Origin of the sequence: Sulfuricaulis sp. (assembly GCF_041499725.1) — a bacterium.
GTDB lineage: Bacteria > Pseudomonadota > Gammaproteobacteria > Acidiferrobacterales > Sulfurifustaceae > Sulfuricaulis.
Genome location: NZ_JBGQKW010000015.1, coordinates 1 through 15,384, shown reverse-complemented (window position 1 = coordinate 15,384; position 15,384 = coordinate 1). Strand labels below are relative to the sequence as shown.

At 59.1% G+C, this 15,384-nt stretch carries 14 protein-coding genes; 12 read left to right on the top strand and 2 right to left on the bottom strand.

Annotation, left to right across the window (positions count from 1 at the left end; all coding sequences use genetic code 11):
• Window positions 1-125 precede the first annotated feature (125 nt).
• Complete coding sequence (locus tag ACC569_RS04410; RefSeq protein ID WP_372522282.1) at window positions 126-1,178, bottom strand: HD domain-containing phosphohydrolase; 1,053 nt, start codon at window positions 1,176-1,178, stop codon at window positions 126-128.
• A 246-nt stretch (window positions 1,179-1,424) separates the two neighbouring features.
• Complete coding sequence (locus tag ACC569_RS04405) at window positions 1,425-3,365, bottom strand: dynamin family protein (protein ID WP_372522281.1); 1,941 nt, start codon at window positions 3,363-3,365, stop codon at window positions 1,425-1,427.
• On the opposite strand from ACC569_RS04405, the gene ACC569_RS04400 reads away from it, so the two are divergent.
• The 12 genes from ACC569_RS04400 to ACC569_RS04345 all read left to right on the top strand — a co-directional run.
• Window positions 3,340-3,741, top strand: a complete 402-nt coding sequence (locus ACC569_RS04400; RefSeq protein WP_372522280.1) for a hypothetical protein — start codon at window positions 3,340-3,342, stop codon at window positions 3,739-3,741. The two genes, ACC569_RS04405 and ACC569_RS04400, sit on opposite strands and share 26 nt — an antisense overlap.
• Complete coding sequence (locus tag ACC569_RS04395; protein ID WP_372522279.1) at window positions 3,738-4,799, top strand: hypothetical protein; 1,062 nt, start codon at window positions 3,738-3,740, stop codon at window positions 4,797-4,799. The genes ACC569_RS04400 and ACC569_RS04395 overlap by 4 nt, the downstream gene beginning before the upstream one ends.
• Before the next feature lie 169 nt (window positions 4,800-4,968).
• Complete coding sequence (gene recJ / locus ACC569_RS04390; protein ID WP_372522278.1) at window positions 4,969-6,738, top strand: single-stranded-DNA-specific exonuclease RecJ; 1,770 nt, start codon at window positions 4,969-4,971, stop codon at window positions 6,736-6,738.
• Window positions 6,739-6,825: 87 nt separating this feature from the next.
• Window positions 6,826-7,710: a cysteine synthase CysM gene (gene cysM / locus ACC569_RS04385; protein ID WP_372522277.1), complete on the top strand. Its 885-nt coding sequence runs from the start codon at window positions 6,826-6,828 to the stop codon at window positions 7,708-7,710.
• Window positions 7,711-7,713: 3 nt separating this feature from the next.
• A complete protein-coding gene (locus ACC569_RS04380; RefSeq protein ID WP_372522276.1) occupies window positions 7,714-8,484 on the top strand; it encodes a 3'-5' exonuclease in 771 nt (256 codons plus the stop codon).
• A 13-nt stretch (window positions 8,485-8,497) separates the two neighbouring features.
• Window positions 8,498-9,856, top strand: coding sequence for a 23S rRNA (uracil(1939)-C(5))-methyltransferase RlmD (gene rlmD / locus ACC569_RS04375; protein WP_372522275.1), 1,359 nt, complete (start codon window positions 8,498-8,500; stop codon window positions 9,854-9,856).
• Between the two features lie 2 nt (window positions 9,857-9,858).
• Window positions 9,859-10,353: a L,D-transpeptidase family protein gene (locus ACC569_RS04370; protein WP_372522274.1), complete on the top strand. Its 495-nt coding sequence runs from the start codon at window positions 9,859-9,861 to the stop codon at window positions 10,351-10,353.
• A gap of 2 nt (window positions 10,354-10,355) precedes the next feature.
• Window positions 10,356-11,375, top strand: a complete 1,020-nt coding sequence (gene nagZ, locus ACC569_RS04365; protein WP_372522273.1) for a beta-N-acetylhexosaminidase — start codon at window positions 10,356-10,358, stop codon at window positions 11,373-11,375.
• Between the two features lie 89 nt (window positions 11,376-11,464).
• Window positions 11,465-12,343: an adenosylmethionine decarboxylase gene (speD, locus tag ACC569_RS04360; protein ID WP_372522308.1), complete on the top strand. Its 879-nt coding sequence runs from the start codon at window positions 11,465-11,467 to the stop codon at window positions 12,341-12,343.
• Between the two features lie 195 nt (window positions 12,344-12,538).
• Window positions 12,539-13,171 carry a uracil-DNA glycosylase gene (locus tag ACC569_RS04355; RefSeq protein ID WP_372522272.1) on the top strand — a complete coding sequence of 211 codons (633 nt, stop codon included), beginning with the start codon at window positions 12,539-12,541 and terminating at the stop codon, window positions 13,169-13,171.
• A 33-nt stretch (window positions 13,172-13,204) separates the two neighbouring features.
• Entirely contained in the window at window positions 13,205-14,995 is a 1,791-nt protein-coding gene (gene uvrC / locus ACC569_RS04350; protein WP_372522271.1) for an excinuclease ABC subunit UvrC, read from the top strand.
• 180 nt (window positions 14,996-15,175) lie between these two features.
• Window positions 15,176-15,384: CDP-alcohol phosphatidyltransferase family protein (locus ACC569_RS04345; RefSeq protein ID WP_372522270.1), on the top strand; the 209-nt coding region annotated here is incomplete at its 3' end.

Below are 15,384 nucleotides of genomic sequence, written 5' to 3'. Positions count from 1 at the left end.
CGGTGCAGACTTGCTGCTACAGATTCGATTTCTGTTTTTACAGCTTCGCTTGACGTTGTACATAGTGCTATCGGCGTTATGGATTGGTGAACCGGCGTGGCGTTGGCATCCGTGCTCATCATTCGCTATCCGTTTTTAACAGCGGGTAAATCGAGGAATTTTTGACGGATACTGAGAATTTTCTCGAATTGGGCGTGAAAGGCGTCGATACAATCAGGATCGAAATGTTTTCCAATCTCTGAGTTCAGGTAATTAAGGGCGTCTTGTATCGACCAAGCCTTTTTGTACGGTCGTGCGGACGTAAGCGCGTCAAATACGTCCGCGATCGCCACGATCCTGGCGGACAGCGGAATAGCGTCGCGGGCAAGGCCATGAGGGTATCCCGTGCCGTCATATCGCTCGTGATGGCCCAGCGCGATCACCGCACCCATCTGAAGATATTTTGACGGGCTGCCGCACAGGATCTCATAACCGAATACTGTGTGCTGCTGCATAACTTTAAATTCATCGGGCGTGAGGCGACCGGGCTTGAGTAGAATCGTGTCGGATATTCCGATCTTGCCAATGTCGTGCATCGGCGCGGCATACTCGATAAGCTCGCATTCCTCCGCGCCAAGTCCCAGTCCATTCGCAATCAGACGGGAATATCTCGCCATGCGTATGATGTGATTCCCCGTTTCTTCATCCCGATATTCGCCGGCCTTGGCAAGCCGCATCAGCGTCTCGTGTTCACGGCGTCGCACGTCCACGACCGCCTCGGCGAATTTCGATTCCAGCCACTTGGCCCGGCCTTTGATGATCTGGTGCTGTCGACGCAGTTTAAGGAGGTTACTGCAGCGCGTACGACATTCGCGGTGGTCGATGGGTTTAGTAAGAAAATCAGTGGCGCCGGCGTCCAGGGCGTCATACAGAACTTTTTTATCGTCAACGCCCGTGATTACCATCAGCGGTATATCTTTATAGATCTCGCGAAACCGTTTCGTGAACTCAACCCCGTTCATTAGCGGCATTTTGAAATCCGCTAACACCAGGTCGGGTTCGTGAAGCTCGACGTATTCGAGCGCCTTCAACGGTTCGGCGAAAGTTTTCACGAATATCTCATCGTCCAGGGATGAGACTAATTCTTCGAGAATCTTTCGGCTCGTGAATTGGTCATCGATGATCAGAATGGTGTCCATGTCATTCCACGCCCGGCTGTATATAATAAGATTCTCAAATCTCGCGGTTGTTCGGGCTTTACCTTTATAAATGTAGTTCTTCGGGTGATGTCAGACGAATTTCGGCCCAAGGAATACCTCTATAAAAAAAAGGCTGAATCGCAGGTTGCACATTCAATTTCCCGTGTATCTTCTTGATCATAACCTTGCTTCCATTTATTACTGACAGACGCAGTAAGGTACGGTTAGGCAATTCCAGAGCATGCGTTACTCGGTCAAGGGGCGGTGGATCCGCTCCAGCAGGATATCCGTGGTCTTCATCTGATCTTCCAGGCCTTTCCGGACTTCCTCCAGCTCGGCGATACGCTCCCCCAGGCTGTCCATGTTCTCGTGAATCTTCTTCAAGGCCTCGAAACTGCGGTCAATCATGGTCTTGTGCTGTTGAATCTGGGCAAATACCGGGTTCACCGCGGCCTGGAACCAGTTCTTGGAAGCGGTATTGCACTCATTGAAAATATGGTGCGCCTGGCTGACCAAGGTGATAAAAAAACGCTTGATCACAAAGCGCTGTTCCGTCATCACGGTCACGGGACTTTCGCGGAACTCGTTGGCTTTTTCTTCCAGCTTCTTGAACTCCAGGACAAACGGCAACAGCGACAGCCGCGGCGGAATGATCTTGGCCAGCCCGTATTCGGTATGCAGGCGTAAATAGATAGCCTCGACCACCTTGCGTATCTCGTCAGCCTCCTTGTTGACCTTTTCCATGCGCTCCAGGGTTCCCGCGAAGAACGTCGACATACCGGATTTGAGGCCGCGCGTGGTCCAGGTGTCATTCATACCCACGCGCGTCTTGGAGATCAATTCGTCCAGGCCTTTCATGCTCAGGTACCCAAGCAGAATCTGGGCCTGACGGGACAGCGCCGCACGCGTCAACTGAAAGCCTTCGAGCTCCTTGTCATACTTCTGCTTTTCCTGGCGCATGCGCGCGACCATCTTCTGGATGGCTTCCAGATTCTTGCCGCTCAGGGTCTTGAGATCGGACAACTGCCGGCTGACGTCGGTGAGTTTCGATTCCAGCAGCGCGCGGCTGCTTTCCACCCGCCCGCTGATTTCATGCACGATGCGGTTGCGGATGAGCATGTGCCGGGAAGGGATCATGTCTTCCGACAGTTTGTGCTCGAGCACCGGCAGCCCGCTTTTTTCGGTTAGTGCCTGATCGCCCTTGATTTTGGCAACGAGGCCCTTCTGCGCGGATACCGGAAAGATCGATTTCCGATCCACATGCAGCACGCGCGCGGTTTCTTCAATCTGCCGGGCGATGCTTTTGGCCACGGCGGCCTCGTCATGCAATTCGTCCCAGAGAATATCTATCTTATTGAGGGCTATGAGGTGGGAATTGCCCTTCACCGTGTTCACGTGGTTGGCCCAGACCTCGAGATCCGTCTTGGTGACGCCGGTGTCGGCTGCCAGCACGAAAAGGATGGCTTGTGCATTGGCCAGCGTGTTCAGCGTCAACTCGGGTTCCACGCCCAGGGCGTTCAGTCCGGGCGTGTCCAGCACCACCAGTCCCTGCTTGAGCAGGGGGTGCGGAAAATTGACGATGGCGTGGCGCCATACCGGAACTTCGATCATCTCATTGGGCGCCGGTTTCTGAGCCTGCGCCCGGGAATCATACAGACCCAGTTCCTGCGCTTCGCGGATATTGACCTTTTTCGTTTTGGTAATTTCGGACAAAGCCTCGCGTACTTCCTCGGCGGAACTCAGCTTCAGAATATGCTGTGTCGTCCAGTGCACCGGCGTGCGCTTGTACTCGGAAATGGTGAGCGCGGTCTTGCGCGTCTCGATGGGCAGCAGCTTGACGCAGGGCCCGTCTTTCTCGTCCCAGCGCAATTCGGTCGGGCACATGGTCGTGCGACCGGCCGACGATGGCAGGAGACGCTGCTTGTAATCGGAAAAGAAAATCGCGTTCAGCAGTTCCGTCTTGCCGCGGGAGAATTCCGCCACCAACGCCACGGTCAGCTTGTCGGATTGGAGCGTCTCGATGAGTTCATACACGCGCAAATCCTGCTCACCGTCCGTGAGGCCCTGTCCTTCGACCCAGGATTGATAATCGGCAATCGCCTGGGCGAGATCATCACGCCACCGCTTGAAGTGGGCCAACTCCTCGGAAAAGCTGCCGAGGATGGCCTTGGCGTTGCGCGACTGCACAAAATCCTCGATCGCCACCACATTACTGGTGTCGGGTAGGGGGCTCTCCTGCGCTGGTGACAAGCCGGTTTTCGGGTTCAAGGGCGTCCTGCCTGAAAACATAGTAAATGTCGATATTGATGCAAAAGTCAGGCCAAAGGCTGAAATTCAAGGTGAAACAAAGGTGTTTAAGCGTCTATTCCTGCCAGGGACAGGTTTTTCAGGCGATATCGCCCCTCCCAGAGACAGCAGAATGCCGGGTGGAAAGGCTAGGCCCGAGGAACCCGGTGCTGCCGGAAAAATTCCGCATGACGCGACCCTGTTTGCATTTTTTACCTTAAAATCGCCGCAGCGGCATGCAGTACTACGGAACAGCCAAATAAACAGCGCAACATGATTCTATTCCCCGACAAACCTCCCTTGCAGTTGACTCTCTATGTCCCCGGCATGCTCAACGCCCGCGGAAATGACCACATGGCGTTTGGCACATGCCGTGCGCTGGAAACCTTGCTGGCACGGGCCGAGCAAAAGCCGCGAGCCGGAGGGCCTACCGGGCACGAACATGGCCTGTTCAGGCTCTTTGGCCTTGAACAGGAGGAAAATACCGATCTTCCAGTTGCCGCCGTCAGCCGCATGCACGACATGGGCGTGATCGACAACGATTGGTGGCTGCGCGCCGACCCCGTGCATCTGAGTCTGGAACAGGACCGCCTGATTCTGACCGATGCCCGGAGACTGGACATCACGCAGGATGAGGCAAACCGCATGGTGGCGGAGATCATGGAAGTGTTTACCGCGGACGGATGGCTGCTCAAGGCGCCGCGACCGGATCGCTGGTATCTCAAGCCGGCAAGTGCACCGAAGATAATCACCACTTTTCTGGCACAGGTGATTGGCCAGGACGTGCATCCATTTCTGCCGTGCGGTCCTGACGGCAAGGCCTGGCATACGACTCTGAATGAAATCCAGATTCTTCTGCACACGACGACCGTGAATACCGAACGCGAGAAAAACGGCAAACTCCCCATCAACAGCTTGTGGTTCTGGGGAGGCGGTCGTCTGCCGCGCATCAAGCCGGTATCCTGGACGCGGATCTGGAGCAAAGAACCGGTAAGTTTATCATTGGCAAGGCTGTCCGGCACGCCAAGTGAAAACACACCTGACCGATTTGAAGACTGGCATAAACTGGCGGACCGACCCGGCGAGTACCTGGTGGTGCTGGACGACGCTCAACACGCGGCGTTATATGGCGATATGCCGGAATGGAATAACGCCGTGCAGCGACTGGAGCGAGACTGGATGATGCCGCTATTACAGGCATTGAAATCAAACGCCATCTCGAACGCCACATTGATTACGGATACGGGAATGAGTCTCTCGCTCACATCCCGCCAGGCGCGCCGCTGGTGGCGGTTTCGTCGCCCCTTGGCGACTTATCTCGCAGCGCAGCCCTGACACTTCTTATGACAGGACGAACGAAGTAGGGCTTCTAGTCATATGTCAAGACGAACGAGCGAAGCGAAGTAGGGCTACGAGTCATATGTCAGGACGAACAGAGTAGGGCTTCATTTATGCCATCCGACAAGACAATTTTGTCTAGAACAAGATTGGGTGTGCGTCAGGGATGACGCACGCCAAAATTATCAGTCGCCGTCCACCGGGTGAATCCGGAAATCTTCCGGACGATCTGCATCCGGTGCTACGGCGCATTTACCTGGCGCGTCATGTCACCTCGGCACAGGAACTGGAACAGTCGCTCGATCGGCTTATTCCGCCGACCCAACTGAAGGGGATTGATCAGGCCACCGCATTGCTGGCCGACGCCCTGCAGCGGCAACGGCGCATACTGATCGTGGCGGATTTCGACGCCGATGGCGCGACCAGTTGCGCACTCGCGCTGCGGGCGCTGCGGGCCATGGGCGCGCGGGACGTGCGCTATCTCGTGCCGAACCGGTTCGAGTACGGCTACGGTCTCACCCCCGAGATCGTCGCGCTGGCTGCACAGCAATCTCCGGAACTGATCATCACGGTCGATAACGGCATCTCGAGCCTGGAAGGCGTGGCGGAGGCCCGCCGCCGCGGCATCGATGTGCTGGTTACCGATCATCATCTCCCCGGCGCGACGCTGCCGATGGCGACGATGATCGTCAACCCCAACCAGCCGGACGACCATTTCCCGAGCAAAAACCTAGCCGGTGTCGGGGTGATTTTTTACGTCACGCTGGCGTTGCGCGCGCGCCTGCGGGAAAGCGGGTGGTTCGCACAACAGAATATTCCCGAACCCAATCTCGCCAGATTGCTGGATCTCGTGGCCCTGGGCACCGTCGCCGACGTGGTGCCGCTCGATTACAACAACCGGATACTGGTCGCCCAGGGACTGAAGCGGATTAATCAAGGTAATCCCTGTGCTGGTATCGCGGCGCTGTTGCGTGTGGCGGGGCGCTCACCGCAGCGCGTGACGGCCATGGACCTGGGATACGTCGTCGGACCGCGCCTTAACGCCGCCGGCCGGCTCACGGACATGTCGCTCGGCATCGAATGCCTGCTGACCGACGACTGTGCGGCGGCGCAAGACATGGCCGGGAAGCTCGATGCCTTGAACCGTGAGCGGCGCACCATCGAGGCGTCGATGCAAGAGCAGGCGTTCGCGGCGATAGCGAGCCTGCATCTGGACATGGCGACGTTGCCGCGCGGTTTGTGCCTGTTCGACGAATCCTGGCACCAGGGCGTGATCGGCCTGGTGGCCTCGCGCATCAAGGAACACACCCATCGTCCGGTGATCGCGTTTGCGCCGGCCAACGATAGCGAGATCAAGGGCTCGGCACGGTCGGTACCCGGATTGCATATCCGCGATGCGCTCGATGCCGTCGCCGCGCGCCATCCGCAGTTGTTGAGCCGTTTCGGCGGACATGCGATGGCGGCCGGGCTGACCCTGCTACGCGCGCACCTGGAGGCCTTCCGGGAAGCCTTCGATGAAGAAGTCAGCCGCCATCTTTCCGACAGCGATTTGCAGGGAAGAATCATCAGCGACGGCGAACTCACGGGCGAGGAGTTGACGCTGCCGGTCGCCGAGCTGTTGCGCGCGGCCGGCCCGTGGGGGCAGGGATTCCCGGAACCCGTCTTCGACGGTTGCTTTGACGTGGTCAGCCAGCGAGTGGTGGGCGAGAAGCACCTCAAGCTGACCTTGCGCGCGCCGCATCACACCAAGACGCTGGAGGCAATCGCGTTCAACCGTGTACGAGAGGGACAAGCCGTCACCTATTCCCGTATCCGCACCGCTTACAAACTGGATGTGAACGAATACCAAGGATACCGTTCGTTGCAGCTGATTATCGAACACCTGGAACATGCCGACACCGCGATCAGCAACGTCGAGCCGGCGACCACGTCATAAATTCCCCGTCCGTGACAGGGACAGAGAACATTTGCCACACATGTCGCCGGGTCGCTTTGCAGTCGCGCGCGGGTTAATATTCCGCGTATGAAACGTCTGGAAGATTTCGTCGGCGACACGCCACTGGTGCAACTGCAACGCCTGCCGGGCAGGACGTCGAATGTCATTCTAGCCAAGCTGGAAGGCAACAATCCCGCCGGCTCGGTCAAGGACCGGCCGGCGCTTTCCATGATCAAACATGCCGAGGCGCGCGGCGAGATCAAACCCGGCGACACGCTGATCGAGGCCACGAGCGGCAACACCGGCATCGCCCTCGCCATGGCCGCGGCGATGCAAGGCTATCGCATGGTGCTTGTCATGCCGGAACATTTGAGCCTCGAGCGGCGTGCAATCATGAAGGCCTTCGGCGCAGAACTGATACTGGTGACACAGAAGGAGGGCATGGAAGGCGCGCGCGATCTGGCGGATAAAATGGAACGCGAAGGGAAGGGCAAGGTATTGAACCAATTTTCCAACCCGGACAATCCGCGCGCGCACTACGAAGGCACCGGGCCGGAGATCTGGCGCGACACGCAGGGCAAGATCACGCACTTCGTGAGTTCCATGGGCACCACCGGCACCATCATGGGCGTGTCACGCTATTTGAAAGAAAAGAATCCGGTGGTTCAGATCATCGGCGTACAACCCGCCGAGGGATCGCAGATTCCCGGCATCCGCGCCTGGCCCAAGGAATATCTTCCCAAAATCTACGACGCCAAACGCGTGGACCGTATTATGGAAGTCACGCAGAAAGAATCGGAAGAAATGACGCGCAGACTGGCGCGCGAGGAGGGTGTGTTTTGCGGTATTTCCTCCGGCGGTGCCACGATCGCGGCGCTGCGTCTGTCGCAGGAACTGAAAAACGCCGTGATCGTGACCATCATCTGCGATCGCGGCGATCGTTATCTTTCCACCGGCGTATTTCCGGAATAAGTCATGAACATCCTGGCTTTTGATATCGAAACGATCCCGGACGTCGACACCGGCCGCAAGCTGCACGGACTGGACGGGCTGAGCGACAAGGACGTGGCACAGGTCATGTTTGCCAAGCGCCGTGAACAGACCGGCGAATCCGATTTTCTGCGTCATCACCTGCATCGCGTGGCGGCGATTTCGGCGGTGCTGCGAACCGGCGACAGCCTGCGCGTGTGGTCGCTGGGCGAACCGGATTCCAGTGAGGCCGAGCTGATCCAGCGGTTTTTCGACGGCATCGAGAAATATACGCCGGTACTCGTGAGCTGGAACGGCGGCGGCTTCGATCTGCCGGTGTTGCATTATCGCTCCCTCAAATACGGTGTGGCGGCGCCGCGCTACTGGGACACCGGCGATAATGACCGCGACTTCAAATGGAACAATTACCTCAGCCGCTACCACGCGCGCCACACCGACCTGATGGATGTACTGTCGGGCTATCAGCCGCGCGCCACGGCGCCGCTCGACGAGATTGCACAACTGCTCGGGTTTCCGGGCAAGCTCGGCCGGCACGGAAGCGAGGTCTGGGGCCAGTTCCTGGCCGGCAAGATCTGCGAGATCCGCGACTATTGCGAAACCGACGCGCTCAATACTTATCTTATATATCTGCGCTTCGAACTGATACGCGGCAACCTCGACGAGTCCGGGTGGCAGCGCGAAACCGATCTGGTGCGCAAAACCTTGCGCGACGCCGACAAACCCCATCTCCATGCCTTTCTCGATGCCTGGAAGTGAAGCATCCCATTTCATGGCGACGCCAGCTATAAAATCATCCCGCCTCCACGGCAATCTTCCTTCCGCCGGCGGCGACGGCGCCACGGCCACGGTGAAATCCCTGGGCTACGATGGCCGCGGCGTCGCGCGCCTGGACGGAAAAACGGTATTCATCGAGGGCGCACTGCCGGGTGAGCGGGTGCTGTTCCGTTATCTCAGCAGACACAAGAATTTCGATAGCGGCGAGCTGGTTGAACTGCTGGAGGCCAGCCCGAACCGTGTGACGCCACCGTGCCCGCATTTCGGTACCTGCGGCGGTTGTGACTTGCAGCACCTGCATCCGGAGGTCCAGATCCAGGCCAAGCAGCGGATTCTGGCGGAACAATTCGCGCACATCGGCAAGGTGCAGCCGGAGAGCTGGCTCGAATCCATTACGGGACCCGCCCTAGGCTACCGGCGGCGCGCGCGGCTGGGTGCGCGGCTCGTGCCCGAGCGGGGCGGGATGCATATCGGATTCCGCGAGCGGCGCAAAAGTTTTCTCGCCAATCTGGATACCTGTCTGGTACTGGAACCCAAAATTGCCGGGCTCCTGCCTGAGCTGCGCACCCTGGTCGGCGGCCTTTCCTGTGCGCATCGTATTCCCCAGATCGAAGTGGCCTCGGGCGATAATGCCTCCGCGCTGGTGTTCCGGCATCTTCTCCCGCTGGTGGCGCGCGACGAGGAACTCCTGCGCGATTTTGGCAAACGGCACGATATTCAAATTCACCTTCAAGCGCATGCTCCGGATTCCATCGTGACGCTCTGGCCGGATGAGCCGGAGGAACTGTATTACCGTCTTTCCGAATTCAACGTGGAAATCCGTTTCCGGCCGACAGACTTCGTGCAGATCAACAGCGCCGTCAATCAGAAGATGGTCAGCCAGGCAGTCAGGCTGCTGGAACTCAAGGGCGATGAACAGGTGCTGGATCTCTTCTGCGGGCTCGGCAACTTCACTTTGCCGCTGGCGCGACACGCCGGGCGTGTGCTGGGTGTGGAGGCCGATACGGCATTAATCGAAGGCGCCAGGCGCAATGCGCGACTGAACGACATCGCCAATGCCGAATTTAGGGTGGCCAACCTTTACCACGAGGGCGGCCCGACGCCGTGGACGGATTTCCGTACCGACCGCTTGCTGCTCGATCCGCCGCGCGGCGGGGCCATCGCGGCAATCAAGCGCCTTATCGAACCGCTGCCGTCGCGGATTGTCTACGTGTCCTGTCACCCCGCGACACTGGCGCGCGACTGCGAATATCTCGTACATGCGCTCGGCTACCGTCTGGCCGCGGCCGGCGCGATGGACATGTTTCCCCAAACCAGCCATGTGGAATCCATGGCGCTTTTTGTCCGGCCCTGATCATGACCGTGTCGCAACCGGTGATCGAAATCGACGTTGCCACCCAGTCCCTGACTCTGAAGGATGCCCAGGGGCGGATACTCATGCAAACCCGGATTTCCACGGCACGCAACGGCGTAGGCGAGGAGAACGGGAGTGAAAAGACCCCGCGCGGCGCGCACTACATCCGCGCCAGGATCGGGGCCGGGCTGCCGGCTGACGCGGTGCTGGTATCGCGCCGGCCGACCGGCGAAATCTACTCGCCGTCGTTGCGCACCGCCTTCCCCAATCGCGACTGGATTCTCACCCGCATTCTCTGGCTCTGCGGCCTGGAGCCCGGCAACAACCGCTTGGGCACTGTGGACACCATGCGCCGCTACATTTATATCCATGGCTGCCCGGACGAGGACCCCATGGGCGTGCCCGGCTCGCGCGGCTGCATCAAGATGCGCAACAACGAGATCATCGAACTCTTCGACCGCGTCGTCCCGGGCACGCGCGTGTATATCCGGGGCTGATCATGTCGCTCGGTCCTGTCATGCTGGATGTGGAGGGACTGGCGCTGAGCGCCGTCGAACGGGAGCGGCTCAGACACCCGCTCGTCGGCGGCGTGATCCTGTTTGCGCGCAATTACCAATCCCCGGAACAGGTTGAAAACCTGGTGCGGGAAATCCACGGCCTGCGCGAGCCGCAGTTGCTGGTGGCGGTAGACCACGAAGGCGGGCGGGTGCAGCGTTTCCGCGACGGCTTTACCGGCCTGCCGGCGATCCGACACTTGGGTCATATTTACGATGAAAATCCCAAGCGTGCCATGCGCCTGGCGGAGACCAGCGGCTGGCTCATGGCGGCAGAACTGCGCGCCGTGGGTGTTGATTTCAGCTTTGCGCCGGTGCTCGACCTCGATCGCGGCATCAGTCAGATCATCGGCGACCGGGCGTTTCATTCCCGTCCCGACGCCGTGGCCGATCTGGCCCATGCCTACATGCACGGGATGCACCGGGCCGGCATGGCCGCCACCGGCAAGCATTTCCCCGGGCATGGAGCGGTGGCGGCCGACTCGCATGTGGCCCTGCCGGTAGACGATCGCCTGCTCGTCGACATCATGGCCGAAGACGTGGTGCCTTTTGAGCGCATGATTCATTACGGCCTCGAGGGCATCATGCCAGCGCACGTGATTTTCACCTGCGTGGACGCCCAACCCGCCGGATTTTCCCGCACCTGGATCAGGAAAATTCTGCGTGGTCAGCTTGAATTTCAGGGCGTCGTCTTCAGCGACGACCTGTCCATGGAGGGCGCCAAAGGGGCGGGTGACGCCGTGGCGCGGGCAAAACTGGCGCTTTCCGCCGGTTGCGACATGGTGCTGGTGTGCAACGATCCGGCCGCGGCCGATCAGGTACTGACGGGATTGGGCACCTACGACGATCCGGTGTCACATTTGCGTCTGGTGCGCATGCACGGACGGGAAAATACGACGCGCGCGCAACTGGCGCTGGATCAGGCGTATCGTGACGCAGTGCGCGCCGTTTCCGGCATCGCGTGAGCGCAAAAAAATATTGATTCGCGTCAGAGATGACCGATAATAAGCGATAAGTCATATTATCCGTCTGCCGGGGGTATTAGGAATTGGATCTGTTTCGTGCGCTTAAAAAGCTGAAGCTCGAGAGCTTCAACAATCTCACCAAGACGCTGAGCTTCAACATCTACGACATCTGCTACGCCCCCAGCGAGCAGGCGCAGAAGGAATACCTTGCGTACATTGACGAGGCGTATAACGCGGAGCGTCTGACCGCCATCCTGTCGGAGGTGGCCAGCATTATTGGCGCCAATGTGCTCAACATCGCGCACCAGGACTACGACCCGCAGGGCGCGAGCGTGACCATGCTCATCTCCGAATTGCCGATCCAGGAGGAGCCGCTCAATCCCGAAGCCCCCGGCCCGCTGCCGGACGCGGCGCACAACCGCCAGCACCGCAGCGTGCAGACGAATCTGGTGCTCGAACCCGAACGCGCGGTCAAGGAATCGGTAGTGGCGCACCTCGACAAGAGCCATATCACGGTACACACCTATCCGGAATCGCATCCGGACAACGGCATCGCCACGTTCCGCGCCGACATCGATGTGTCCACCTGCGGCAAGATTTCGCCGTTGCGCGCGTTGAACTACCTGATCCACAGCTTCGAGTCGGACATCGTAATCATCGACTATCGCGTGAGAGGCTTTACTCGCGACGTCAAGGGCACCAAGCACTACATCGACCACAAGATCAACTCGGTCCAGAACTTCGTCGATAAGAACACGCTAACCCGTTATCAGGCCATGGACGTGAACGTCTACCAGGAAAACATTTTCCATACCAAGATGATGCTGAAGGACTCCAAGCTGGATAACTACCTCTTCGGCGTAAAAGAAGCGGACCTGTCACCACAGGAAAACAAGATCGTCACGCAGCACCTCATGCACGAGATGGCCGAGATCTTCTACGGCACCAACATGGTGCGTATGAACTGAGCGCTCGACACCGGGCTCGCTCTTCACGCTTTTCCCTTAAATGTAGGTTAGGCTGAACGCCGTGAAGCTCAGCACGCTCACGCATATTTATTTGTTGGGCTTCGCAAGGCTCAGCCCAACCTACGAAAACTTCCGTCTGTCGTTCCCGCCTGAAGTTCGTTAGGATGTCGGTATCGCCGTTTACCGACAGTCCCAATGCCTGAATTCAATCCACACTGCCTAGCCTGCCCACGGCTGGCGAGCCATCTGTCCAATATCCGCGACATGTATCCGCGTTATTTCGCGCGCCCCGTGCCGCCGTTCGGCGACCCAAAGGCGCGGCTGCTGGTCGTCGGGCTGGCGCCCGGCATGCACGGGGCGAATCGCACCGGACGGCCGTTTACCGGCGATCACGCCGGTATCCTTTTATATGAAACATTGCACCGGCATGGTTTCGCCAACCGTCCGGTTTCGGAATCGGTGCGCGACGGCCTGACATTGAAAAACTGCCGTATTACCAATGCCGTCAAATGCCTGCCGCCCGGCAACAAGCCGTTGCCGGCGGAAATCGCCACCTGCAATCTGTATCTGCAAACCGAACTCGCGAATATCAAACCGAAGAGCGTCATTCTTGCGCTTGGAACCGTCGCGCATGAGGCCGTGCTCAAGGCGTTCAAGCTGAAGCGCAAAGAATACAAATTCGCGCACGGCGCACAGCATGCGCTTCCGAACGACCTGCGCCTGATCGATTCCTATCATTGCAGCCGCTACAACACCCAGACCAAGCGCCTGACGGCGGAGATGTTCGACGCCATCCTGCGGCAGGCGCGTGAATTGCTGGCCGGGTGAGCCATGCCCGTCGAACATCCCAAATCATTAATAATGTCTCTGCCGCCCAAGCCCGGCATCTACCGCATGCTGGACGCGAAGGGCGAGGTGTTGTACGTCGGCAAGGCGCGCAACCTGCGCAAGCGGGTGCAGAGTTATTTCCGCGCCAGCGGTCTCGCGGCGCGCGTGATGCTGCTGATGCATCAGGCTCAGAATATCGAGATCACCGTCACACACACTGAAACCGAGGCGCTGCTGCTTGAAAACAACCTCATCAAGATGCTGCTCCCGCGCTTCAATATCCTGTTGCGCGACGACAAGAGCTACCCGTACATCTTTGTCTCGGACAACCAGGAGTACCCGCGCATCGGTTTTCATCGCGGCGCCAAGCGCGAGAAGGGGCGCTACTTCGGCCCCTATCCGTCGTCCTACGGCGTGCGCGAGGCGCTCAACCTGCTGCAGAAGATCTTCCGCGTGCGCCAGTGCCACGACAGCTTCTTTCGCAACCGTTCGCGGCCCTGCCTGCAATACCAGATCAAACGTTGCTCCGGCCCCTGCGTCGGCCTGATCGAACCCGAACGTTACACCGCCGACGTGCAGCAGGCGGTGATGTTCATGGAGGGCAAAAGCCAGAGCCTGGTGCGCGAAAGCATCAAGCAAATGGAACAGGCCTCGGACAAACAGGATTTCGAGACGGCGGCGCTATTTCGCGACCGTATCGCCATGCTCAAGCGCATCCAGGAAAAGCAGTACATCACGGGGGAGAGCGGCGACGCCGACGTCATGGCCATCGCCGCCACACTGGAGGCTGCCTGTATCGTCGTCACCTGGATCCGCGGCGGGCAGAACCTCGGCAGCAAGTCGTTCTTCCCGCGCATGGGCGCGGAATCCACGCCCTGGGAAATGCTGGACGCGTTCCTGTCGCAATATTACCTGTCCGGCCGCACCATCCCGGCACGCATATACCTGAGCGAAGCCATCGTCGACCGCGCGCTGCTCGAACGCGCCTTCAGCGAACACGCCGGCAAGAAAATCGCCCTCACCGTCAACCCGCGTGGTGCGCCACGTCGCTGGATGCAAATGGCCAAATTCAACGCCGCCGATGCGCTACGCCGCCACCTCGCCGGCAAGATCGACATGCAGGGCCGTTTCGAGACGCTGCGCGATGCACTCAAGCTCGAATCCACCCCCGAACGCATCGAGTGTTTCGATATCAGTCACACCATGGGCGAGGCAGCGGTGGCCTCCTGCGTCGTATTTGACATCAACGGCCCGATCAAATCGGAATACCGCCGCTTCAATATCGCCGGCATCGAGCCAGGCGACGATTACGGCGCCATGACCCAGGCCCTGACCCGCCGCTATCGGCGCGTGAAGGAAGGGGAGGGCAAGCTGCCGGATCTGCTGCTCATCGACGGTGGCAAGGGACAGCTATCCGCCGCCGAGGCGGTGCTGCAGGAACTGCAGCTGGAAGACGTGAAGCTTGTTGCCGTCGCCAAGGGGCGCGAACGCAAACCGGGCAAGGAACAACTTTTCTTGTCCGGCTCCCGGCGGCCCACTATACTGCCCGCCGATTCCGCTGGATTACACTTGATTCAGCAGGTGCGGGACGAGGCCCATCGCTTTGCCATTGCGGGGCACCGGCTGCGCCGCGGACGGGCACGCACCACATCGACGATCGAACGGATTCCGGGCATCGGTGGCAAGCGCCGTCAGGCATTACTCAAGAACTTCGGTGGCCTGCGGGAGGTCGCGCGCGCGGGGGTAGAGGACTTGACGCGGGTGCCGGGCATCAGCCAGGAACTGGCGCAGAAAATCTATGACGCCTTTCACGGCGCGGAATGATTATTGAGGCGGCATGATTCATCTTGAACATATGCGGCAGTCTATATTCTGCCTGAGCTCTGGATCGAGACCGTTTTGCCACCTCATTATTGATCCGGCACGTCCGTGTCGCCACGCAGGCCATGAAATGCTCATGGTTCGCTACCTTAGTTCAAGAACGAATATGCCGGGTCAATAACCATGCTGTTCAATACTCCGAATCTGCTGACATTCCTGCGCATCGCCCTGATTCCTGCGTTTATCGTGGCGTATTACCTCGCCCGGCCGTGGGCGCATGCGCTTGCCACCGGACTTTTCATTTTGGCGGCACTCACTGACTGGCTGGACGGCTATCTCGCGCGCCGATTGGAACAGACGTCCCCCTTCGGGGCGTTTCTCGACCCGGTAGC

Bases quoted from the DNA above. Each gene is read 5' to 3' on its own strand.
- ACC569_RS04410 (WP_372522282.1), bottom strand. From the start codon at position 1,178: ATGGACACCATTCTGATCATCGATGACCAATTCACGAGCCGAAAGATT.
- ACC569_RS04400 (WP_372522280.1), top strand. From the start codon at position 3,340: ATGGCCTTGGCGTTGCGCGACTGCACAAAATCCTCGATCGCCACCACA.
- ACC569_RS04395 (WP_372522279.1), top strand. From the start codon at position 3,738: ATGATTCTATTCCCCGACAAACCTCCCTTGCAGTTGACTCTCTATGTC.
- recJ (WP_372522278.1), top strand. From the start codon at position 4,969: ATGACGCACGCCAAAATTATCAGTCGCCGTCCACCGGGTGAATCCGGA.
- cysM (WP_372522277.1), top strand. From the start codon at position 6,826: ATGAAACGTCTGGAAGATTTCGTCGGCGACACGCCACTGGTGCAACTG.
- ACC569_RS04380 (WP_372522276.1), top strand. From the start codon at position 7,714: ATGAACATCCTGGCTTTTGATATCGAAACGATCCCGGACGTCGACACC.
- rlmD (WP_372522275.1), top strand. From the start codon at position 8,498: ATGGCGACGCCAGCTATAAAATCATCCCGCCTCCACGGCAATCTTCCT.
- ACC569_RS04370 (WP_372522274.1), top strand. From the start codon at position 9,859: ATGACCGTGTCGCAACCGGTGATCGAAATCGACGTTGCCACCCAGTCC.
- nagZ (WP_372522273.1), top strand. From the start codon at position 10,356: ATGTCGCTCGGTCCTGTCATGCTGGATGTGGAGGGACTGGCGCTGAGC.
- ACC569_RS04355 (WP_372522272.1), top strand. From the start codon at position 12,539: ATGCCTGAATTCAATCCACACTGCCTAGCCTGCCCACGGCTGGCGAGC.
- uvrC (WP_372522271.1), top strand. From the start codon at position 13,205: ATGTCTCTGCCGCCCAAGCCCGGCATCTACCGCATGCTGGACGCGAAG.